This window comes from Pseudorhodoferax sp. (genome assembly GCF_047601025.1).
In the GTDB taxonomy this organism is placed as follows: Bacteria; Pseudomonadota; Gammaproteobacteria; order Burkholderiales; family Burkholderiaceae_C; genus Pseudorhodoferax.
On the sequence record NZ_JASGJZ010000001.1, the window covers coordinates 2,589,691 to 2,611,922 of the forward strand.

20 protein-coding genes are annotated in these 22,232 nt (G+C 70.5%); 7 read left to right on the forward strand and 13 right to left on the reverse strand.

Annotation, left to right across the window (positions count from 1 at the left end):
* Positions 1-21 precede the first annotated feature (21 nt).
* A complete protein-coding gene (locus tag QM782_RS12255) occupies positions 22-228 on the reverse strand; it encodes a DUF3460 family protein (protein WP_415203188.1) in 207 nt (68 codons plus the stop codon).
* 40 nt (positions 229-268) lie between these two features.
* Between QM782_RS12255 and bamE the strand changes: the two genes are divergently transcribed.
* Positions 269-781 carry an outer membrane protein assembly factor BamE gene (gene bamE / locus QM782_RS12260; RefSeq protein ID WP_415203189.1) on the forward strand — a complete coding sequence of 171 codons (513 nt, stop codon included), beginning with the start codon at positions 269-271 and terminating at the stop codon, positions 779-781.
* Positions 782-852: 71 nt separating this feature from the next.
* Here the strand turns inward: bamE and QM782_RS12265 are convergent, their stop codons facing one another.
* Positions 853-2,526 carry a SulP family inorganic anion transporter gene (locus QM782_RS12265; RefSeq protein ID WP_415203190.1) on the reverse strand — a complete coding sequence of 558 codons (1,674 nt, stop codon included), beginning with the start codon at positions 2,524-2,526 and terminating at the stop codon, positions 853-855.
* A 106-nt stretch (positions 2,527-2,632) separates the two neighbouring features.
* Here QM782_RS12265 and fdnG point away from each other — a divergent pair, with 106 nt between their 5' ends.
* Genes fdnG through fdhE form a run of 4 tightly spaced genes read left to right on the forward strand, consistent with a single transcriptional unit; the run spans position 2,633 to position 8,204 of the window.
* On the forward strand, positions 2,633-5,698 hold the full coding sequence (gene fdnG / locus QM782_RS12270; protein ID WP_415203191.1) for a formate dehydrogenase-N subunit alpha: 3,066 nt from the start codon (positions 2,633-2,635) through the stop codon (positions 5,696-5,698).
* 12 nt (positions 5,699-5,710) lie between these two features.
* Positions 5,711-6,640 carry a formate dehydrogenase subunit beta gene (gene fdxH, locus QM782_RS12275; protein WP_415203192.1) on the forward strand — a complete coding sequence of 310 codons (930 nt, stop codon included), beginning with the start codon at positions 5,711-5,713 and terminating at the stop codon, positions 6,638-6,640.
* Entirely contained in the window at positions 6,637-7,263 is a 627-nt protein-coding gene (locus QM782_RS12280) for a formate dehydrogenase subunit gamma (protein WP_415203193.1), read from the forward strand. Before fdxH ends, QM782_RS12280 begins: the two co-directional genes overlap by 4 nt.
* Positions 7,263-8,204 carry a formate dehydrogenase accessory protein FdhE gene (gene fdhE / locus QM782_RS12285; RefSeq protein WP_415203194.1) on the forward strand — a complete coding sequence of 314 codons (942 nt, stop codon included), beginning with the start codon at positions 7,263-7,265 and terminating at the stop codon, positions 8,202-8,204. Before QM782_RS12280 ends, fdhE begins: the two co-directional genes overlap by 1 nt.
* 34 nt (positions 8,205-8,238) lie before the next feature.
* Here the strand turns inward: fdhE and QM782_RS12290 are convergent, their stop codons facing one another.
* The 10 genes from QM782_RS12290 to QM782_RS12335 form a co-directional block, all read right to left on the reverse strand.
* A complete protein-coding gene (locus QM782_RS12290) occupies positions 8,239-8,442 on the reverse strand; it encodes a hypothetical protein (protein ID WP_415203195.1) in 204 nt (67 codons plus the stop codon).
* Positions 8,442-10,514, reverse strand: coding sequence for a methionine--tRNA ligase (metG, locus tag QM782_RS12295; protein WP_415203196.1), 2,073 nt, complete (start codon positions 10,512-10,514; stop codon positions 8,442-8,444). Before metG ends, QM782_RS12290 begins: the two co-directional genes overlap by 1 nt.
* 73 nt (positions 10,515-10,587) lie before the next feature.
* Positions 10,588-12,120: an aldehyde dehydrogenase family protein gene (locus QM782_RS12300; RefSeq protein WP_415203197.1), complete on the reverse strand. Its 1,533-nt coding sequence runs from the start codon at positions 12,118-12,120 to the stop codon at positions 10,588-10,590.
* Positions 12,121-12,185: 65 nt separating this feature from the next.
* Positions 12,186-13,241, reverse strand: a complete 1,056-nt coding sequence (locus QM782_RS12305; RefSeq protein ID WP_415203198.1) for an ABC transporter substrate-binding protein — start codon at positions 13,239-13,241, stop codon at positions 12,186-12,188.
* Positions 13,242-13,258: 17 nt separating this feature from the next.
* A complete protein-coding gene (locus QM782_RS12310) occupies positions 13,259-14,392 on the reverse strand; it encodes an NAD(P)/FAD-dependent oxidoreductase (RefSeq protein WP_415203199.1) in 1,134 nt (377 codons plus the stop codon).
* On the reverse strand, positions 14,385-15,815 hold the full coding sequence (locus QM782_RS12315) for an FAD-dependent oxidoreductase (RefSeq protein ID WP_415203200.1): 1,431 nt from the start codon (positions 15,813-15,815) through the stop codon (positions 14,385-14,387). The genes QM782_RS12310 and QM782_RS12315 overlap by 8 nt, the downstream gene beginning before the upstream one ends.
* Positions 15,812-16,141 carry a (2Fe-2S)-binding protein gene (locus QM782_RS12320; protein WP_415203201.1) on the reverse strand — a complete coding sequence of 110 codons (330 nt, stop codon included), beginning with the start codon at positions 16,139-16,141 and terminating at the stop codon, positions 15,812-15,814. Before QM782_RS12320 ends, QM782_RS12315 begins: the two co-directional genes overlap by 4 nt.
* 13 nt (positions 16,142-16,154) lie before the next feature.
* Entirely contained in the window at positions 16,155-16,949 is a 795-nt protein-coding gene (locus QM782_RS12325) for an ABC transporter permease (protein ID WP_415203202.1), read from the reverse strand.
* 11 nt (positions 16,950-16,960) lie between these two features.
* The gene (locus tag QM782_RS12330) at positions 16,961-17,818 is read right to left on the reverse strand and encodes an ABC transporter permease (RefSeq protein ID WP_415203203.1); all 858 of its coding nucleotides are present in this window, start codon (positions 17,816-17,818) and stop codon (positions 16,961-16,963) included.
* Positions 17,815-18,879, reverse strand: coding sequence for an ABC transporter ATP-binding protein (locus QM782_RS12335; RefSeq protein WP_415203204.1), 1,065 nt, complete (start codon positions 18,877-18,879; stop codon positions 17,815-17,817). The genes QM782_RS12330 and QM782_RS12335 overlap by 4 nt, the downstream gene beginning before the upstream one ends.
* A gap of 190 nt (positions 18,880-19,069) precedes the next feature.
* Between QM782_RS12335 and QM782_RS12340 the strand changes: the two genes are divergently transcribed.
* Positions 19,070-19,912, forward strand: coding sequence for an IclR family transcriptional regulator (locus QM782_RS12340; protein ID WP_415203205.1), 843 nt, complete (start codon positions 19,070-19,072; stop codon positions 19,910-19,912).
* A 6-nt stretch (positions 19,913-19,918) separates the two neighbouring features.
* Positions 19,919-20,872, forward strand: a complete 954-nt coding sequence (locus tag QM782_RS12345) for a 2-hydroxyacid dehydrogenase (RefSeq protein ID WP_415203206.1) — start codon at positions 19,919-19,921, stop codon at positions 20,870-20,872.
* Positions 20,873-20,897: 25 nt separating this feature from the next.
* Here the strand turns inward: QM782_RS12345 and fahA are convergent, their stop codons facing one another.
* The gene (fahA, locus tag QM782_RS12350; RefSeq protein ID WP_415203207.1) at positions 20,898-22,217 is read right to left on the reverse strand and encodes a fumarylacetoacetase; all 1,320 of its coding nucleotides are present in this window, start codon (positions 22,215-22,217) and stop codon (positions 20,898-20,900) included.
* Between the last annotated feature and the right edge of the window lie 15 nt (positions 22,218-22,232).

The window sequence follows — 22,232 nt, forward strand, 5'->3', positions numbered from 1 at the left end:
CCGTGTCGGCTGGCCGGCCGTTCAGCTGTTGTCGGTCTGGTAGACGTAGGGCTTTTGCGGCACGCGCGCGGCGCGGTACTCGGACCAGGCGTTGCGGTCGACCGCCTTATCCCACAGCAGCGCGCGTCCGGCGCGCTGGCGCGCCTCCAGGTCGGGCTGCTGGGCCTTGAGCTGGTCGATGAACTGCGTGGCGTCGGACTTGTAGTCGGGGCGGCGGAAGAAGGGCATACACTGAACCTTTCGAAGGCACGGATTTTAAGGGGGCACGATGGCGGCGCATGCGATTCGGGTGGTGCGGCTGGCCTGCGCGGTGGCGGCCGGCCTGCTGCTGGCGGCCTGCGATCCGCAGCGCATCGATGCGCTGGAGGAGGGTGTGGCCACCGAAGCCGACGTGCGCAAGCAGTTCGGCGAGCCCGAGAAGATCTGGGACGCGCCCGGCGGCGGCCGCACCTTCGAGTACAACCGCCAGCCGGCGGGCCACCGCAACTACATGATCACGATCGGCCCGGACGGCAAGATGAGCGCGCTGCGCCAGGTGCTGACGCCCGAGAACTTCGCCCGCGTGCAGCCCGGCATGATGATGGAGGACGTGCGCAAGATGCTCGGCAAGCCGCGCCGCATCACGCCGTTCGACCTGCAGCGCGAGGTGGCCTACGACTGGCGCTACCTGGAGCCGCCCAACCGCTCCATGCTGTTCACGGTGTACTTCGACCGCGACTACCGCGTGCTGCGCACCGGCAGCGTGCCCGACCCGGAAGCGTCGGAGAACCAGGGCCGGTAGCCGTGCGCCTGCCGGCCGGTTCCCGTACCGCGCGGGCGCTCGCGCACGGGGCATGCTTCGGCGATCCGCAATCAGATCTCGGCTGAGGCCCGCTGCTGCGCCAGCTCGGCCGCGAAGCCCGAGCGTTCGAACACCGCGCGCGGCTGCGCCTGCAGCGACTCCACCCGCAGCGTGCCGCCCCTTTGCAGCACGGCCTTGTGCAGCTGGCGCAGCGCGTCCAGGCCCGAGGTGTCCAGCGAGACCAGCTGCAGCGCATCGAGCACCACGGTCTGGCCGGGCGGGGCGGCCTCGACCTCCTGCACCGCGCGGTCGATCTGCGCCACGGCACCGAAGAACAGGGCGCCGTACAGCTTGTAGGTGATGGCGTCGTCGCTGCGCTCGACCTGCTCGACGCGGAACAGCCCGCTCATGCGCCGCACGAACAGCCCGCAGGCCAGGAGCAGGCCGACCTGCATGGCTACCGTGAGGTCGAACACCACCGTCAGCAGGAAGGTGCCCAGCATCAGCAGCCGGTAGTGGTTGCTGTAGCGCCGCAGGTGTGCGAACTCGCGCCACTCGCCCATGTTCCAGGCCACGAACAGCAGGATGCCCGCCAGCACCGCCAGCGGCACGTACAGCGCTAGCGGCGCCGCCGCCAGCACCACCAGCAGCAGGGTGGCGGCGTGCACGATGCCGGCCACCGGCGAGCTGGCGCCCGAGCGCACGTTGGTCACCGTGCGCGCGATCGTGCCGGTGGCCGGCATGCCGCCGAAGAACGGCGTCACGAAGTTGGCCACGCCCTGGGCCATCAGCTCCTGGTTCGGGTCGTGCCGTGGCAGGCCCGACACCTGGTCGGCCACGCGTGCGCACAGCAGCGATTCGATGGCGCCCAGCAGCGCGATCGTCAGCGTGGGCGCCAGCAGCAGCTTGACCGTCTCCCACGAGAACTCGGGCAGCGCGAACGCCGGTGCGCCCTGCGGGATGCTGCCGAAGCGCGAGCCGATGGTCTCGACCGGCAGCGCGAACCACCAGGCCGCCGCCGTCAGCGTGACCAGCGCGACGATGGGGCCCGGCACGCGCGCGCCGGCGAAGCGCGCGCGGCGCTCGAACTTGGCGTTGCGGCCCAGCACCTGGTGCATGGCTGCGCCCAGCCGCGTGTCGTCGGCGAACAGCCGCGGCCAGGCCAGCACGCCCAGCAGGCAGACCATGCCGAGGCCCAGCGCCCACGGGTTCAGGCTGCCCAGGTGCGTGCCGATCGCGTGCAGCTGGGCGAAGAAGTCCGCCGGCATCTTGGCGATCGACAGGCCGAGCAGGTCCTTGATCTGCGACAGCGCGATCAGCACCGCGATGCCGTTGGTGAAGCCCACCACGATGCTGATCGGCACGTAGCGCACCAGCCGGCCGAGCCGGAACAGCCCCATCAGGAACAGCAGCACGCCGGCGCAGGCGGTGGAGATCAGCAGGTTGGCCAGCCCGTAGCGCTCGACGATGCCGTAGACGATGACGATGAAGGCGCCGGCCGGCCCGCCGATCTGCACGCTGGAGCCGCCCAGGGCCGAGATCAGGAAGCCGGCGATGATGGCCGTCCAGATGCCGGCCTCGGGCTTGAGCCCGCTGGCGATCGCGAAGGCCATGGCCAGCGGCAGGGCGACGATGCCGACGGTGAGCCCGGCGCCGGCATCCCTGGCGAAGCGCTCGCGCGAATAGCCGTGCAGTGCATCGAGCAGTCGGGGATGGAAACGCGCGAGCTGGAGCGGTGGCGGCATGCGCGGATTGTGGCGGGGCGGCGGGGATTGGTACATGCTCGGATGCACGCTGGTGACCCGTCCCTAAAATGGCTGGACCCAGGTTCAGACCACAAGGACCGCCACGATGAACGTTTCCCGCCGCCAGTTCATGAAGGTGACTGGCTCCACGCTGGCGGGCTCCAGCCTGGCGCTGATGGGCTTCTCGCCCGCCACCGCCCTGGCCGAAGTCCGCCAGTACAAGCTCGCCGCGACCACGGTCACGCGCCAGACCTGCACCTACTGCTCGGTCGGCTGCGGCATCCTGATGTATTCCCTGGGCGACGGCGCCAAGAACGCCAAGCCCTCGGTGATCCACGTCGAGGGCGATCCGGACCACCCGGTCAACCGCGGCACGCTGTGCCCCAAGGGCGCGGGCCTGCTGGACTTCATCAACAGTCCCAACCGCCTGCTCTACCCCGAATACCGCGCGCCGGGCTCCAACGAGTGGAAGCGCATCTCGTGGGACGATGCGCTGACCCGCATCGCCAAGCTGCTCAAGCAAGACCGCGACGCGCACTTCCAGGCCAGGACCGACGACGGCCTGACGGTGAACCGCTGGCTCACCACCGGCATGCTCGCCGCCTCCGCGTCGAGCAATGAGGCCGGCTACATCACCCACAAAGTGGCCCGTTCCTGGGGCCTGCTGGCGTTCGACAACCAGGCACGTGTCTGACACGGCCCGACGGTGGCAGGTCTTGCCCCGACGTTTGGCCGTGGAGCGATGACGAACCATTGGGTCGACATCAAGAACGCGGACGTTATTTTGATCATGGGCGGCAATGCCGCCGAAGCGCACCCCTGCGGATTCAAGTGGGTGACCGAAGCGAAGGCGCACAACAAGGCGTACTTCATGGTGGTCGATCCGCGCTTCAACCGCTCGGCCTCGGTCGCCGATTTCTATGCCCCCATCCGGTCGGGGTCGGACATCGTGTTCCTGGGCGGGGTCATCCACTACCTGCTGGCCAACGACAAGATCCACCACGAGTACGTGCACAACTACACGGACTTCAGCTTCATCGTGCGCGATGACTACCAGTTCGTGGACGGCATCTTCTCGGGCTACGACGAGGAGAAGCGCAGCTACGACAAGAAGAGCTGGGACTACGAGCTGGGCGAGGACGGTTTCGTGAAGACCGACCCCACGCTGCAGCATCCGCGCTGCGTGTACCAGCTCATGAAGAAGCACTATGAGGGCTACACGCCCGAGAAGGTGGAGAGCGTCTGCGGCACGCCCAAGGACAAGTTCCTGCACGTGTGCGAGAAGATCGCCAGCACGGCCGTGGCGGGCCGCGCGATGACGATCCTGTACGCGCTGGGCTGGACGCAGCACTCGATCGGCGCGCAGATCCTGCGCTGCGGCGCGATGGTGCAGCTGCTGTGCGGCAACATCGGCATCGCCGGCGGCGGCATGAACGCGCTGCGCGGGCACTCCAACATCCAGGGCCTCACCGACCTGGGCCTGCTGTCAGGCAGCCTGCCGGGCTACCTGACGCTGCCGGGCGAGAAGGAGCAGGACTACCAGGCCTACATCGCCTCGCGCACGCAGAAGCCTCTGCGCGCGAACCAGATGAGCTACTGGCAGAACTACCCGAAGTTCCACGTCAGCCTCATGAAGTCGTGGTTCGGCGCCGCCGCCACGGCCGAGAACAACTGGGCCTACGACTACCTGCCCAAGCTGGACAAGCAGTACGACATGCTGCAGGTCTTCCAGCTCATGAACGAGGGCAAGGTCAACGGCTACATCGCGCAGGGCTTCAACCCGATCGCGGCGCTGGCCAACAGCGGGCGCGTGCGCGACGGCCTGGCCAAGCTCAAGTTCCTGGTCGTCATGGATCCGTTGGCCACGGAGACCTCGGAGTTCTGGAAGAACTATGGCGAGTACAACGACATCGACACCGCACAGGTCGCGACCGAGGTGTTCCGCCTGCCGACGACCTGTTTCGCGGAGGAAGAAGGCGCGGTGGTCAGTTCCTCGCGCGTGCTGCAGTGGCACTGGAAGGCTGCCGAGCCGCCCGGCGAGGCGCGCACCGACGTGGCCATCATGTCGGCCCTGCACCTGCGCCTGAAGGCCCTGTACCAGAAGGAAGGCGGCGCCTTCCCGGACCCGATCGTCAACCTGGACTGGAAATACGCGCAGGCCGCGCACCCCAGCTCCGAGGAGATCGCCAAGGAGTACAACGGCAAGGCGCTCGTCGATCTCGTCGATCCGAAGGACGCCACCAAGGTGCTGCGCCCCGCGGGCCAGCAGCTCTCGGGCTTCGGCGAACTGCGCGACGACGGCACGACGGCCTGCGGCTGCTGGATCTTCGCAGGCGCGTGGACGCAGGCGGGCAACCAGATGGGCCGGCGCGACAACTCCGACCCCTCAGGCATCGGCAACACGCTGAACTGGGCCTGGGCCTGGCCGGCCAACCGCCGCGTGCTCTACAACCGGGCCTCGGCCGACCTCCAGGGCAAGGCGTTCAACCCGAACCGCAAGCTCGTCGAGTGGAACGGCAAGGCCTGGGGCGGCGTCGACGTGCCCGACATGGGGCCGGCACTGGCGCCCGAGACCGGCAACGGCCCGTTCATCATGAACCCCGAGGGCGTGGCGCGCTTCTTCGCCCGCAAGGGCATGAACGAGGGGCCGTTCCCCACGCACTACGAGCCGTTCGACACGCCGGTGGGCATCAACCCGATGTACCCGAACAATCCCAAGGCCACGAGTTCGCCGGCCGCGCGGGTGTTCAAGCACATCTGGGAGACCTTCGGCAAGGCGTCGGAATTCCCGCACGTGGGCACGACCTACCGCCTGACCGAGCACTTCCACTACTGGACCAAGCATGCGCTGGTCAACGCCATCACGCAGCCCGAGCAGTTCGTGGAGATCGGCGAGGCGCTGGCCAGGGAACTCGGCATCGCGGCGGGTGACAAGGTCAAGGTCAGCTCCAAGCGCGGCTTCATCAAGGCCGTGGCGGTGGTGACCAAGCGCATCAAGCCCATGAAGATCGAGGGCAAGACCGTGCACCACGTGGGCATCCCGATCCACTGGGGGTTCAAGGGCGTGACCAAGCCCGGGTTCCTGGCCAACACGCTGACGCCCTTCGTGGGCGACGGCAATTCCAATACCCCGGAATTCAAGACCTTCCTCGTGAAGGTCGAGAAGGTGTAAGGAGGCGCACCGATGTCATTGCAATCCCTCGATATCAAGCGCCGGTCCGCCACCACCACCCCGGCGCCCCAGGCGCGCACGCCGCAGTCGGGCGAGGTGGCCAAGCTCATCGATGTCTCCAAGTGCATCGGCTGCAAGGCCTGCCAGACCGCCTGCATGGAGTGGAACGACCTGCGCCAGGAACCGGGCGAGAACCACGGCGTCTACGACAACCCGAACGACCTGACCGAGAACGCGTGGACGGTGATGCGCTTCACCGAATACGACAACGAGGCCACGGGCAACCTGGAGTGGCTGATCCGCAAGGACGGCTGCATGCACTGCGAGGACCCGGGCTGCCTGAAGGCCTGCCCCTCGCCGGGCGCGATCGTGCAGTACACCAACGGCATCGTGGACTTCCACGAGGAGCACTGCATCGGCTGCGGCTACTGCGTCACCGGCTGCCCGTTCAACGTGCCGCGCATCTCCAAGAAGGACCACAAGGCCTACAAGTGCACCCTGTGCTCGGACCGCGTGGCCGTGGGCCAGGAGCCGGCGTGCGTGAAGACCTGCCCCACGGGCGCCATCGTCTTCGGCACCAAGCAGGCGATGAAGGACCATGCCGAGGAGCGCATCGCCGACCTGAAGGAGCGCGGCTTCGCCCAGGCGGGCCTATACGACCCGGCCGGCGTGGGCGGCACGCACGTCATGTACGTGCTGCACCATGCCGACCAGCCCTCGCTGTACGCCAGCCTGCCCGACGCGCCGAAGATCAGTCCGCTGGTCGGCTTGTGGAAGGGCGTCTCCAAGCCGCTCGCCATGGCCGCCCTGGGCGCGGCGGCGCTGGGCAGCCTGTTCCACTACATCACCAAGGGCCCCAACGACGTCTCGAAGGACCTGGAGGACGAGATGGAGCGCCAGGATCGTGAGGCGGAAGCCCTGGACAAGGAGAACCGGCCATGAGACGCAATCCACGCGACCTGCAGCGCTACACGGCCGGCGAGCGCGCCAACCACTGGATCGTGGGCATCTGCTTCATCCTGCTGGCGCTCTCGGGCCTGGCCTTCTTCCACCCGGCCTTCTTCCCGCTCACCCAGCTGTTCGGCGGCGGGCCGTGGACGCGCATCCTGCACCCCTACATCGGGGTGGTGATGGCGCTGTTCTTCGTCATGATGTTCTTCCGCTTCTGGCGGCTGAACCTCATCGAACGGCGCGACGTGGAATGGCTCAGGAACGTGAACAAGATGGTGGACGGCAACGACCACGACATGCCCGAGCAGGGCAAGTACAACGGCGGCCAGAAGCTGCTGTTCTGGGGGCTGGTGGTCGGCATGCTGCTGATCGTCGTCACCGGCGTGCTCATGTGGCGCGCCTGGTGGGCGCCGCCCATCACCGTGATTCGCGTCGCGTCGGTGCTGCACGCCGTTGCCGCCGTGTGGATGATCGGCCTGATCATCCTGCACGTCTACGCCGCGATCTGGACCCGCGGCACCATCCGCGCGATGCTCTATGGCACGGTGACCCGCGCCTGGGCCAAGCAGCACCACCGTGGCTGGTACCGCAAGATGACCGGTGACGAGCGCTGATGGCGGCCACGCAGCGCATCCTGCAGCCCGGCGAGATCGAGGCGCTCGACCGGATCAGCTTTCCGCGCGTGCGCCTGCCGCAGCAGCCCGCCGCGCTGTTCCAGGAGCGCGCGGCGCGGCTGCGCCAGCTGGCCGAGGGTAGCCCGATCGCCGACTACCTGCGCTTCGCGGCGCGCATCGTCGAGGCGCAGCAGCAGCTCGTCGCCACGCTGCCGCCGTTCGGGCCGCCCGATGCGCCGGCCGTGCGGCGCGCGGCCGAGGCCGGCATGCCGCTGCTGCCGGCATCCGATCCGCTGCCGCCGCCGTGGCGCGCGGTGCTGCGCGACCTGGCCGCCCGGCTGCAGGCCGACGCGGGCCTGCCGGCCGCACTGCAGCCGGCGCTGGCGCGCCTGGCGCACATGCCCGACGCCGTGCTCGACGTGCTGGCGCGCCAGGCGCTGGGCGACAACGTCGCGCACGAGGACCTGGCGGCCGCGCCGCTGGTGATGGCGGCGCTGCAGGTCGTGTTCGCGGCCCGCGCCGCGGCCGTGCCTAGCCACGCCGTGCCCCCTGCCAGCCCGGCGACGGTCTGCCCGGTCTGCGGCAGCCTGCCGGTGGCCAGCGTGCTGCGCATCGGCGGCGAGGCGGGCGGCCACCGCTACCTGCATTGCGGCCTGTGCGCGACCGAATGGCACATGGTGCGCGTCAAGTGCAGCCACTGCGAGTCGACCGGTGGCGTGCGCTACCAGGGCGTGGACGGCGCGCCGCCCGTCGTGCTGGCCGAGACCTGCGCGCAGTGCCGCACCTACCGCAAGATCGTGAACCAGGAGAAGGACCCGTTCGCCGAAGCGCTGGCCGACGACCTGGCCAGCATCACGCTGGACCTGCTGATGGGCGAGACCGAATTCGCGCGCGCCAGCGGCAACCCGCTGCTGGCGATCGAGCGGCCGCTGGCGGTCTGACCCTGGGGCGCCTGCGGCCGGACGCCGCGCGCGCTCAATCGTCGCTGGAAGGCAGCACGGCGCCGGCGACCTTGCCGGTGACTTCGACGGCGCCCACCGCCACGTCGGCCGCCACGCCGACCGCCGTCGTGGCCACGCCGACGGCGGCACCCGCCACGGTGACGACGGCGCAGCCGCTGGCCAGCAGGCAGGCCGACGCCGCCAGCAGGGCGGCCATCAGCGTGCGTACCCGCGCCATCAGCGCACCCGCATGCCCGGCTGCGCGCCGGGCCAGGGTTCCAGCACGTGGATGCCGGGCTGGGCCTTCTCGTCGGCGTGGCTGGCGGCCAGCACCATGCCCTCGCTGACGCCGAACTTCATCTTGCGCGGCGCCAGGTTGGCGACCAGCACGGTCAGCTTGCCGGCCAGCTGCTCGGGCTGGTAGGCGGAGGCGATGCCGCTGAAGACGTTGCGCGTCCGGCCCTCGCCGGCATCCAGCGTCAGGCGCAGCAGCTTGGTCGAGCCCTCGACCTTCTCGCAGGCCACGATCTTGGCGATGCGCAGGTCCACCTTGGCGAAATCGTCGATCGTGATGGTGTCGGCGATGGCCTCGCCGCCGGGCAGCACGGCGGCGGGTTCCGGCGCGGGCGGCGGCTCGAACAGCGCGTCGAGCTGCTTGATGTCCACGCGCTGCATCAGGTGCTGGTAGGCGCCGATCGCGTGGCCGGCGCCCAGCAGGCGCCGGGCGTCGTCCCACTGCAGCGGCGCGGTCTGCAGGAAGGCCTCGACCTGCAGCGCCAGTGCCGGCAGCACCGGCTTCAGGTACAGCGCCAGCAGGCGGAAGGCCTCGATGCAGGTGCTGCAGACCTCCTGCAGCCGCGCGTCGGCGCCGGGCTGCTTGGCCAGTTCCCAGGGCTTGTTCGCATCCACGTACTCGTTGACGCGGTCGGCCAGCAGCATGGTCTCGCGCAGCGCGCGCGCGGTGTCGCGGCGGTCGAAGGCTTCGGCGATGGTGCCGGCCTCGGCCTGCAGCGCCGACAGCAGCGCCTGGCCGTCGGCGTCCGGGGCGCCCAGCCGGCCCGCGAAGCGCTTGGCGATGAAGCCGGCCGCGCGGCTGGCGATGTTGACGAACTTGCCGACCAGGTCGGCGTTCACGCGCGCCATGAAGTCGTCGCGGTTGAAGTCGATGTCCTCGTTGCGCCCGTTCAGCTTGGCCGCCAGGTAGTAGCGCAGCCACTCGGGGTTCATGCCCAGTTCCAGGTACTTCAGCGGGTCCAGGCCGGTGCCGCGGCTCTTGCTCATCTTCTCGCCGTTGTTGACGGTCAGGAAGCCGTGCACGCAGACCTTGTCCGGCGTCTTGCGGCCGCTGAACTTCAGCATCGCGGGCCAGAACAGCGTGTGGAAGGTCACGATGTCCTTGCCGATGAAGTGGAACTGCTCCAGCGCCGGGTCGGCCATGTAGGCGTCGTAGTCCTCGCCGCGCCGCTCCAGCAGGTTCTTCAGCGAGGCCAGGTAGCCGATCGGCGCGTCCAGCCAGACGTAGAAGTACTTGCCCGGCGCGTCCGGGATCTCGATGCCGAAGTAGGGCGCGTCGCGGCTGATGTCCCAGTCGCCCAGGCCCTCGCTGCTGCTGCCGTCGGGGTTGGTGCGCACGCCGAACCATTCCTTGACCTTGTTGGCCACCTCGGGCTGCACGTGCAGGCCGTTCTGCGTCCAGTCCTTCAGGAACTCCACGCAGCGCGAGTCCGACAGCTGGAAGAAGAAGTGCTCGGAGTGCCGGAGCACCGGCCTGGCGCCGGACAGGGCCGAGTACGGCTCGATCAGCTCGGTCGGCGCGTAGACGGCGCCGCAGACCTCGCAGTTGTCGCCGTACTGGTCCTTGGCGTGGCAGCGCGGGCATTCGCCCTTGATGTAGCGGTCGGGCAGGAACATGTTCTTCTCGGGGTCGAAGAACTGCTCGATGGTGCGCGTCTCGATCAGGCCGGCGGCCTGCAGGTCCTTGTAGATGGCCTGGGCCAGCGCGGTGTTCTCGGGGCTGTGCGTGGAGTGCCAGTTGTCGAAGCGGATGTGGAAGCCGTCCAGGTACTGCTTGCGTCCGGCCGCGATGCCGGCCACGAAGGCTTCGGGCGTGAGGCCGGCCTTCTCGGCCGCGATCATGATCGGCGCGCCGTGCGCGTCGTCGGCGCCGACGAAGTCCACCCGGGCGCCCTGCATGCGCTGGAACCGCACCCAGATGTCGGCCTGGATGTATTCCATGATGTGGCCGATGTGGAACTTGCCGTTGGCGTACGGCAGGGCGGTGGTGACGAAGATCTTGCGCGGGGCGGTCATCGGTGGAAGGCGCGTTCGGAGGAAGGCGGGGATTGTAGGAGTCCGCCGCCCCCGGCCGGCTGGCCGGCCGCCGTCACACGTCGAAGCGCACGCCCTGCGCCAGCGGCAGCGCCCCGCTGTAGTTGATGGTGTTCGTGGCGCGGCGCATGTAGCCCTTCCAGGCGTCCGAGCCGGATTCGCGGCCGCCGCCCGTTTCCTTCTCGCCGCCGAACGCGCCGCCGATCTCGGCGCCCGAGGTGCCGATGTTGACGTTGGCGATGCCGCAGTCGCTGCCCGCCGGCGACATGAAGCGCTCGGCATCGGCGAGGCTGGCGGTGAAGATGGCGGACGACAGGCCCTGCGGCACGCCGTTCTGCAGCGCGATGGCCTCGTCGGTGTCGCCGTCGTAGGCCACGACATAGAGGATGGGCGCGAAGGTCTCGTGGTCCATCACCGGCGACGGCCTGGGCATCCGGACCAGCGCGGGGCGCACGTACCACGCGTCGGCGCCCAGGTCCTCGCGCACGCGCTCGCCGCCCAGCACCTCGCCGCCCTCGGCCCGCGCCTGCGCCAGCGCCTGCTGCATGGCGTCGAACGCGGCCCGGTCGATCAGCGGCCCCACCAGCGTGCCGTCGGCCAGCGGGTCGCCGATGGCGATGCTGCGGTAGATCCGTTGCAGGCGGGCCGCCAGCGTGTCGGCCACCGAGCGGTGCACGATCAGGCGGCGCAGCGAGGTGCAGCGCTGGCCCGCCGTGCCCACGGCGGCGAAGGTGATGGCGCGGGCGGCCAGCTCCAGGTCGGCCGATGGCGTCACGATCATCGCGTTGTTGCCGCCCAGCTCCAGGATCGACCGGCCGAAGCGCTCGGCCACCTGGACGCCGACCTCGCGCCCCATGCGGGTGGAGCCCGTGGCGCTGACCACCGGCACCAGGCGGCTCGCCGCCAGCGCCTTGCCCACGTCGCGTCCGCCGATCAGCAGCTGGCTCAGGCCGGCGGGGACGGTGCCCGGCCTGTCCCGGCCGAACGCCTCGATGGCCTGCTGCAGCAGGTGCTGGCAGGCGATGGCGGTGAGCGGCGTCTTCTCCGACGGCTTCCAGGCGATCGCATTGCCGCACACCAGGGCCAGCGCCGCGTTCCACGACCACACCGCCACCGGGAAGTTGAACGCCGAGATGATGCCGACCACCCCCATCGGGTGCCAGGTTTCCATCATGCGGTGGCCGGGCCGCTCGCTCGCGATGGTCAGGCCGTGCAGCTGGCGCGACAGGCCGACCGCGAAGTCGCAGATGTCGATCATCTCCTGCACCTCGCCCAGGCCCTCCGAGGCGATCTTTCCCACCTCCAGCGAGACCAGCTCGCCCAGCGCCGCCTTGTGCCGGCGCAGCGCCTCGCCCAGGCGGCGCACCAGCTCGCCGCGCACTGGGGCCGGCACGCTGCGCCAGGCCAGGTAGGCCCGGTGCGCGTCCTCCAGGGCGGCCTGCACCTGTCCGGCGGCGTGCGACCGCACGGTGGCCAGCACCGCGCCGTCGCGCGGCGCGCGGCTGGTCCAGTCCGTGCCCTGCCAAGGCGCCAGATCGAGGCCCAGGGCGTTCAATACCTTGTGCAAGCGTGTGCTGGAGTCGGACATCGCGCGATTTCCTTGCCGTGTTCTCGTGGTCGATCGAAAAAGAAGAGCTGCTTGCCGGCGGGCGCTCAGCGCTCCACCGTGCGGTTCCAGCGCTTGCTCCACTCCGGGCGCTCGGCGTTGACGACGTCCCAGTCCACGGCCACCGCGGTCTTCAGGATGTCGTTCATCCGGGCCTGCTCCTGGGCCGCCTTGCCCTTGAGCACGGCCTGCGGATTGACGGGGTTGTAGGAGCCGTTCTCCATGGCCAGCGCCTGCGCCTCGGGGCTGATCAGGTAGTCCACGAGCTTGTGCGCCAGTGCCGCGTCGGGGTTGTTGGCCAGCACGCACTGCGCGGTGAGCAGCAGCACCGCCCCTTCCTTGGGGGCGACGAACTCCATCGGCATGCCCTTGGACTTCATCAGCTCCACCTGCGTGAGCGTGTAGGGAAAGAGCGCGGCGTCGCCGGCCTGCATCATCTCCACCACCTTGGATGAATTGGGGATGTACTCCACCACGTTCGGGCCGATGGTGCCGGGCCAGGCCTTGAAGGCGGGCTCCACGTTCTTCTCGGTGCCGCCCTGCAGGCGGTTGAACATCAGGAATGCGTGCAGGCCGAACGAGGAGGCGGGCATGGACTGCACCACCACCTTGCCCTTGTACCTGGGGTCGGCCAGGTCGCCCCACGAGGTCGGCGGCGCCCAGCCCTTGTCGGCGAAGATCTTGGTGCTGTAGGCCAGGCCGGTCATGCCCATCGACAGGCCCACGGCATGGTCGTCCTTGAGGTGCGCGATGGCCGGCACGGCCGCCATGTTCTGCGAGGGCTTGAGCTTCTCGCACAGGCCCATGTTGATGGCGCGGTACATGATGCCGTCGTCCAGCACCATCACGTGCATCTGCGCCTTGCCCTTGGCGGCCTGCGCCTTGGCCAGGATGTCGGTGGACGTGCCGGGCACCACCACGACCTTGACGTCGTTGGCCTTCTCGAACGGCGGGAACACGAACTGCGTGTAGGTGCGCTCCATGTTGCCGCCGTTCATGCCGATGTAGAGCGTCCTGGTCTGGGCCTGCGCCGCGCCGGCCCCGAGCAGCAGCGCGGCTGCGGCGAGGGCGACGGAGGACTTTTTCGCGTGGTGCTGGAACATGGTGATCTCCTGGGGAATCAAGCAGCTGCTTGCAGAAAGCGGTGGATGGAAAACGAGTCGATCGGGGTGCTGGTGCGGCCTTCGGCGATCAGCTCGGCCATCACGTCACCCACGCCCGGGCCGAGCTGGAAGCCGCCGCCGGCGAAGCCGAACGCGTGGAACAGGCCCGCGCGGCGCGCGCTGGCGCCCAGCACGGGCTGGTCGTCGGGCAGGTAGCCTTCCGTGCCGCTCCAGGTGCGGATGACGTGGGCCGTCGCCAGCTGGGGCAGCAGGGCCGCCAGCTGCGGCAGCTGGGCCAGCATGGCCGCATGCGACGAGCGCGCGCGCAGGCCGTCGAGCAGGTAGCCGCGCCCGCCGCCGAACACCACGTTGCCGCGCCGCACCTGGCGGCAGTAGATGCCGCCGCCTTCCACGCCCAGGCTCCAGCGCAGGAAGAACGGCAGCGGCTCGGTCACGCCCATGGCGGGCGGCGAGGTGCGCAGCGGCACCGGCTCGCCCCACTGCCCGGCGAACGGCGCGGCCCAGGCGCCGGCGCAGTTCACCAGCGCCGGCGCCCGGACCTGCAGCGCCCGGCCGTGCTGCAGGGCCTGGACCACGAAGCGCGTGCCGTCGTGCTCGACCGACTGCACCGGCGCGTGCTCGCGCACGTCGGCCCCGGCGGCCTGCGCGGCGCGGGCGAAGGCGGGCGACAGCAGGCGGGGGTTGGCCTGGCCGTCCTCGGGGCAGAGCGAGCCGCCGACGATCTGGCCGCTGCCCATCGGAAAGTGCTTGTGCAGCGCGGCGCGCCCTTCGATCAGCTGCAGGCCCAGGCCGTGGCGGTTGCCGCGCTCGGCATAGCGGGCCAGCGACGCCATGTCGGCCGCGCTCCGGGCGATCTTGAAGTGGCCGCTGCGCTCGTACTCGGCCTCGGTGCCGATCAGCTCGGTCAGCCGCCCCCACAGCCGGTGCGAGCGCTGCGCCAGCGGCAGCTGCGCCACCGGCCGTCCCTGGCGCCGCACGCCGCCGAAATTGACGCCGCTGGAACGCGAGCCGCACAGGTCGCGCTCCAGCAGGGTGACGGCCAGCCCGCGCCGGCGCAGGAACAGGGCCGTGGCGCTGCCCATGATGCCGCCGCCGATGACGGCCACGTCGCAGGCCAGCTGCTCACGCATGGCGCTCCTCCCGCACGGTCAGGTCCAGCGGCAGCGGCTTGATCGGCGCCTGCCCGCGCAGGCGGCCGACCTCGGCCAGCGGCACCGACTGGGCCTGCGCCAGGATCTCCGCCGCCGCCGCGCCGCACATCCGGCCCTGGCAGCGGCCCATGCCCACGCGGCACAGCGCCTTGAGGCGGTTGATCTCCCGGGCGCCGCAGGCGGCCGCCGTCTCGCGCAGCGTGCCCGCGGTGACGTTCTCGCAGCGGCACACCACCAGATCGTCCGGCGCCTGCGCGGCCCAGTCCCCGGGGAAGGGGAAGGCGGTCTCCAGCGCGTGCCGGAATCGTTCCATCCCCGCCAGCCTGCGGCGCAGCCGGGCGGTGCGCCGGTGGTCGGTCGCCAGCTGCCTGTCTTCCAGCAGCGACCAGGCGGCCAGTTCGCCCGACAGCTCGGCCGCATCGGCGCCCAGGATGCCGGCGCCGTCGCCCGCCAGGTACACGCCCGGCACCGAGCTGCGCCGCGCCGCATCCACGCGCGGAACGTGGCAGCGGTGCAGCGCCGAGAACTCGAACGCGCAGCCCAGCAGGTCGGCCAGCTGCGTCTCGGGCCGCAGCGCATGGCCCAGGCCCACCGCGGTGCAGGCGGTGCGCTGCTCGCGCCCGGCGCTGTCGCGCCAGACGAGCTGTTCCACCGCCTGCGCGCCTTCCGCCCGCAGCAGCCGCACGCCGTGGTGCATGGGCACGCCACGCAGCCGGAGCCAGCCGACGAGGCGCATGCCCTTGGCGGCCACGGCCAGCTGCCCCAGCATGGCCGGCGCGGCCCGGTAGCGCGCAGCGGCGGGCGCGGTGTCCAGCACGGCCACCACCCGGGCCCCGGCCTGGGCGTACTGGCAGGCCACCAGGTACAGCAGCGGCCCGGTGCCGGCGAACACCACGGCGTCGCCGATCGCGCAGCCCTGGTACTTGAGCGCCACCTGGGCGCCGCCCAGCGTGTAGACGCCCGGCAGCGTCCAGCCGGGGATAGGCAGCACCCGGTCGGTGGCGCCGGTGGCCACGATCACGTCGCGCCAGGGCAGGCTGCCGGCCTCGCGCGTGGGCAGGTGCAGCAGGTCGAGCAGGTCGGGCTGCGCGCTCCAGACCAGGGTCTGCGGGCGGTGGTCGAGCCGGGGCCGGATGCGCTCGAAGGTGGCGTGCACGTCCTGCGCGCGCCGCGCCTCGGTGCCGTACAGCTCCTCGGCGCTGCGGCCGAAGCCCTCGGGCGGGCGCCGGTAGATCTGGCCGCCGGCGCGCGGCGCCTCGTCCAGCACGATGGGGGCGAGGCCGTGGGCCAGCAAGGTGGCGGCGGCGCGCACCCCGGCGGGCCCGGCGCCGACGATCACCGGCGGCAGGTCCTGCCGGGCCTGGCGCTGCGGCGTGGGGGCGGGGGCGGAGGGGGCCGTCATGCGGCGTCTCCGGTACCGGCGGGCTGCGTGCAGACGTGCATGCCCGGCTCGACCATGGCCTGGCAGGCCCGCAGCGCGCGGCCGTCGGCCAGCCGCACCCAGCAGTCCTGGCAGGCGCCCATCATGCAGAAGCCCGCGCGCGGCTGCCGGCTGAATTCGTTGACGCGCAACCGGCCCGCCTGCGTGAGCACCGCGGTCAGCACGGTATCGCCGGCCAGGGCGGTGGCGGGCCGGCCGTCCAGCACGAAGGCCACTGCGGGGCGGTCCAGTTCCTTGAGGCGCTGCAGCTGGCCGCGTGCCGCGGGCCGTGGGATGGGAGCATTCATCGCGGCACCTGCCTCAATGCTTGCCGATCAGGATGCGGTCCAGGCCATAGACCTTGTCCAGCACCAGCATCAGCGCCAGCGTGAGGAACACGATCAGCGCCGAGACGGCGGCCATCATCGGATCGAGCGACTCCGTGGCGTACATGTACATGCGCACCGGCAGCGTCACGGTGGAGGGCGACACCACGAAGATCGACATCGTCAGCTCGTCGAAGCTGTTGATGAAGGCCAGCAGCCACCCGCCGGTGATGCCGGGCAGGATCAGCGGCAGCGTCATGCGGCGGAACACCGTGGCGCTGCCGGCGCCCAGCGAGCAGGCGGCCTGCTCCACCGTGTGGTCGAAGCCCACCAGCGCCGCCATGACCAGCCGCATGGTGTAGGGCGTGACGATGAGGGCGTGCGCGAAGACCAGCCACCCGAAGCTGCCCTGGCCGCCGACCAGCGAGAACAGGCGCAACAGCGCCACGCCGAGCACCAGGTGGGGAATGATCAGCGGGGACAGGAACAGCCCCTGCAGGAAGGCCCGGCCCGGCACGTCGTGGCGGACGATGGCCAGCGCCGCCGGCACCGCCAGCACGGTGGAGAGGGTGGCGGCCGCCATGGCCAGCCACAGGCTGTTCCAGAACGACTGCACGAAGTCGGGGTGGTGCAGCACCCGGTCGAACCAGCGCAGCGAGAAGCGGGTGGTGGGCAGCGTGAGCGTCTCGTGCGGCGTGAAGGCGACGATGCACACGATCACCAGCGGCGCCAGCATGAAGGCGATCACCAGCGCATTGAAGGCGAGCGCCAGGGGTCCGTTCCTTTGCATGATGCGCTCCTTCAGCCCAGCGTCTTGCGGTAGCGGCCTTCGACCATGCGGTTCCAGCCCAGCATGATGACCAGGTTGGCCGCCAGCAGAATGAGTGCGATCGCCGCGCCCAGCGGCCAGTTCAGCTCGTTCAGGTATTCGTCGTAGATCAGCGTGGCCACCATCTTCACGCGGCGCCCGCCCAGCAGGCCCGGAATGGCGAACGAGCTGGCCGACAGGCCGAAGACGATCAGGCTGCCCGAGAGGATGCCCGGCATGACCTGCGGCAGCACCACGCGGCGCAGGGTGGTGAAGTGCGAGGCGGACAGCGACAGCGAGGCGTTCTCCACCCAGGGGTCGAGCTTCTGCAGCGAGGTCCACACCGGGATCACCATGAAGGGCAGCATCACGTGCACCAGCGCGATCACGATGGCCGCCTCGTTGTACAGCAGCTTCACCGGGCCGATGCCGACGAGCTTGAGCGCGCCGTTGATCAGCCCTTCCGGGCCGAGCAGCATGCTCCAGCCGAAGGCGCGCACCACCACCGAGATCAGCAGCGGCGCCAGGATGACGAGCAGGAAGACCGAGCGCCACGGCCGGCGCATGCGGCTCAGGATGTAGGCCTCGGGCGCGCCGACCAGGATGCACGCCAGCGTCACCAGCGCCGACACGCGCAGCGTGCGCCAGAAGATCTCGTAGTAGTACGGGTCCTGCACCACGTGCAGGTAGTGGGCGATGGTGAAGCTGCCGGCGACGGGGCCCTTGTCGGCGTCGAAGGCGTTGAAGGACAGCATCACGCTCAGCGCCAGCGGCACCAGCAGCATCACGGCGAACAGGGCCAGCGCCGGCCCGGCCAGGCCCCAGGGCACCCAGGCGGCGCGCCGGTTCATGCCACCGCCTCGCCGGCGCCGATCACGCGCACGTCGCGGTCCTGCCAGTCCACGCCCACGGCCTGCCCCACGTCGCAGGGCGCGCCGCCGTCGTTGACGGCGGACACCAGCAGCGGGCCCAGCGGCGTGTGCACGGTGTACATCCACAGGTTGCCGAGGAAGAAGCGCTCGGTCACCTGTCCCTCGCAGCGGCCGGTGCCGGCGGCGGTGCACGACAGCTTCTCGGGGCGCAGCGCCAGCACCACCGCGGCGCCCGCGGGCGTGCCCGGCGGCAGCGCCATCTGCACCGGCCCCACGGCGGCGCGCACCGCGCCGTCGGCGCCCGGCGCCACCGCGGCCTGCAGCAGGTTGGCCTTGCCCACGAAGGTGGAGATGAAGGCATTGCGCGGGTGCTCGTACACGGCGAGCGGCGTGTCCACCTGGGTGATGCGCCCCGTCTCCATGACCACCACCCGATCGCTGATCGACATGGCTTCGGCCTGGTCGTGGGTGACCATGATGGTGGTGGTACCGAGCTTGCGCTGGATCTCGCGCAGCTCGAACTGCATCTCCTCGCGCAGCTTGGCGTCCAGGTTGGACAGCGGCTCGTCCAGCAGCAGCACCGGCGGCCGGATGACCAGCGCCCGGGCCAGGGCCACGCGCTGGCGCTGGCCGCCGGAGAGTTCGCGCGGGTAGCGGTCGAGGTGCCGTTCCAGGTGCACCAGCGCCAGCACCTGCAGGGCGCGCTCGCGGCGTTCCACCGGCGGGCATTTGCGCATCTCCAGGCCGAACTCCACGTTCTCGCGCACCGTCATGTGCGGGAACAGCGCATAGGTCTGGAACACGATGCCCAGGCCCCGCGCATTGGCCTTGGCGTGGGTGATGTCCCGGCCTTCCAGCTCGATGCGGCCTTCGCTCACCTCCACGAAGCCCGCGACCATCTGCAGGGTGGTGGTCTTGCCGCAGCCGGACGGCCCCAGCAGCGACACGAACTCGCCCTTGCGCACCTCCAGGTCGAAGTCGCGGACGGCCCACGTGTCGCCGTACCGCTTGGAAACATGGTTGATGCGCAAGAAGCTCATAAGTCATCCTCTGCGACCCGGGGGCGCCGCCAGACTCCAAAAAATTGAAGAACGTCGCGTTGTTTTTGCAATTCTTGTGCCTTGGGATTTCTTCAATCTAGGTAAAAACGCGAATAATGGATTTTTTCTCTTATTTATTCCGTTCAACGGAATAAACTGGATGACGCCATCCACCTTCGTTCCGCCCACCATGCCCTCCGCCCCCAGCGACGACGCGCACCGCCGCGGCGCCATGCACCGCACCTTCCAGATCCTGCGCACCATGGGCGAGCAGCAGCACGAGGGCGTGCGCGTCACCTCCCTGGCCAAGAAGCTGGGACTGACCCAGGCCACCACGCACCGGCTGCTGCAGGGCCTGATGGAGGAAGGGGTGGTGGAGCAGGACCGGCAGCACAAGCTCTACCGCCTGAGCCTGGACCTGTTCTGCCTGGCGGCCCAGGCGGGCGCGGTGAACGACCTGCGCTCGCTGGCCCGCCCGGCGCTGTTGCGCCTGAACGCCAGCCTGGGCGACACGGTGCTGCTGCTGGTGCGCTCGGGCTTCGACGCGGTCTGCCTCGATCGCGTGGAGGGCCAGTACCCCATCCGCACGTTCACCGGCGACGTGGGCGGGCGGGTGGCGCTGGGCGTCGGCCAGGGGGCCCTGGTCATCCTCGCGCACCTGCCGGAGGCCGAGCACGAGGAAGTGCTGCGCTACAACCTGCCGCGCATCCGGCACTACAACGTGTACGACGAGGTCTACCTGCGGACCGAGGTCCGGAAGGCGCGCGAACTCGGCTACTGCGCCAGGACCAACGGCCTGCTGGAGGGCATGGCGGGCATCGCGGTCCCGGTGTTCGACCGCAACCGCAGCGTGGTGGCGGCCCTGTCGGTGGGCACGCACGTCAGCCGCCTGAACGACGAGCGCCTGCCCATCGTGCGGGACATGCTGGCCCGCGAGGCGCAGCAGCTGTCCGCGCAGATCAACCCCTTCGACCCGACCCTGCGCCACCCCATGCATTCCATGGTCGCCAGCACCTCCCGCCGCGCCCTCTGATCCGCCATGCCCCCGTCCGACATCCATCTCGTCGTCAAGAGCGGAGGCAGCGCCGCCGTGCCGCAATGGCGCACCCTGTTCGCCGAGCTGGCGCCGCAGGTGCGCGTGCACGACTGGGATGATCCCGCGCTGGACCGCGGCTGCATCGACTTCGCCCTGGTCTGGGAGCCCGAGGCCGGCCGGCTGGCCCGGTTCCCGCGGCTCAAGGCCGTCCTCAGCTCGGCCGCGGGCGTGGACCACCTGCTGGCCGACCCGCTGCTGCCCGCGCACCTGCCCATCGTGCGGATGGTGACGCCCGAGACCCAGACCCGCATGGCCGAGTTCTGCACCATGGCGGCGCTGATGCTGCAGAAGGACATGCTGCGCGCGATCCACCAGCAGCGCCTGCGGCACTGGCAGGAGTTCAGCCCGCCCGCGACCGCCCGGGAAATGACCGTCGGCATCCTGGGACTGGGCACCCTGGGGCTGGCCGCCGCCGCCATGCTGCGGGCGGTCGGCTTCACCGTGCTGGGGTGGTCGCAAGGCCGCAAGCACGTGGACGGCGTGCACAGCTATGCCGGCCCCGACGAGCTCCCCGCGCTGCTGCGGCGCAGCCAGATCCTGGTCTGCCTGCTGCCCGACACCCCCGGCACCCACGGCATCCTGAACGCCGGGCTGTTCGGCCAGCTGCCGCGCGGCGCGCACCTGATCAACGTGGGGCGCGGCCTGCAGCTGCACGCCGGCGACCTGCTGGCGGCCCTGGACGGCGGCCAGATCGGCAGCGCCTTCCTGGACGTGGCCGATCCCGAGCCGCTGCCGGCGGATTCGCCGCTGTGGTGGCATCCGCGCATCTTCATCTCGCCGCACACCGCCGCCTCGGCCAGCCGCCGCGCGAAGGCCGTGCAGGCGGCTTTCAGCATCGCCCAGTGGCAGCGGGGCGAGCCGCTGTCACACACCTACGACCGCGCGCGCGGGTATTGAGCGGCCGCCGTCCGCGGCCGTCCCGTCATGCCGGCAGCGCCGGCAGCACCGTCCCCCGGCACTCGCCGAGGCCGATGCGGGCGGCGCCGGGCTTCTCGCACCAACCGCGCATCACGACCGTGTCGCCGTCCTGCAGGAAGCCGCGCTCCTCGCCGTCGCCCAGCGCCACGGGCCGCTGCCCGCCGTGGGCCAGCTCGACCAGCGCGCCCGCCTCGCCCGGCCCGGGGCCGGAGATCGTGCCGCTGCCGATCAGGTCGCCCGGGTTCAGGCAGCAGCCGCCGGCCGTGTGGTGCGCCACCATCTGGGCGATGCTCCAGTACTGGTGGCGAAAGCTCGTGCCCGACAGCCGCGCCGGGCCACGGCCTTCGCGGCGCGCCCGTTCGCTGTGCAGCCACACTTCGAGCCGGATGTCGAAGGCGCCGGCCGCGCGGTTGGCGGGCGTATCGAGGTAGGGGAGCGGCTGCGGGTCGGCCGGTGGGCGCGACCAGGCGGCGCGGTAGGGCGCCAATGCCTCCAGCGTCACGATCCAGGGCGAGACCGTGGTGGCGAAGTTCTTGGCATGGAAGGGGCCGAGCGGCGCCATCTCCCACACCTGGATGTCGCGCGCCGACCAGTCGTTGAGCAGGCCGATGCCGAAGATGTGCGCCTCGGCCGCGTCGAGCGGGATGCGCTCGCCCATGGCGTTGCCGCAGCCGATCCAGATGCCCAGCTCCTGCTCGTAGTCCATGCGGGCACATGGCTGGAAGGCCGGCGTGCGGGCACCCTGGGGGACGGACTGGCCCAGGGGGCGACGAAACTGCTGGCCGCTCACGCCGATGGTGGACACGCGGCCGTGGTAGGCCTGCGGCATCCAGCGGAAGTTGGGCGTGACGTCCGCCTCCGGGTACATGATGCGCATGCAGTTCAGCGCATGGTCCAGCGAGGTGTAGAAGTCGGTGTAGTCGCCGATGCGCGCGGGCAACGTGTACTCGGCGCCGGCCTGCGGCACCAGGCAGGCGCGCACGGTGTCCGCCTGCGCCGAGCCGTCCTTCAGCAGTGCGAACAGGGCGTGCCGCAGCGCACGCCAGGCCGCCGGCCCGAGCGCGAAGAAGTCGTTGAGCGCGCTCTGCGCGGCGGCGCGGGCGGCCTGCAGGGCGGTGCCGTCGAGCGCGCTGGTGGCGCTCAGCGCGGCCAGGTCCAGCACCTGGTCGCCGATGGCGACGCCGCCGCGGAACATGTCCGGCGTGCCGCGGCGCCGGAACACGGCGTACGGCAGGTTCTGGATCGGGAAATCGCCGCCCGGGGCCTGGGCCGAGGCCAGCCAGCTGCGGGCGTTCACGTCGTGGGTGTGGTCGAGGAGGTGCATGGTCGAAGCTTCTTC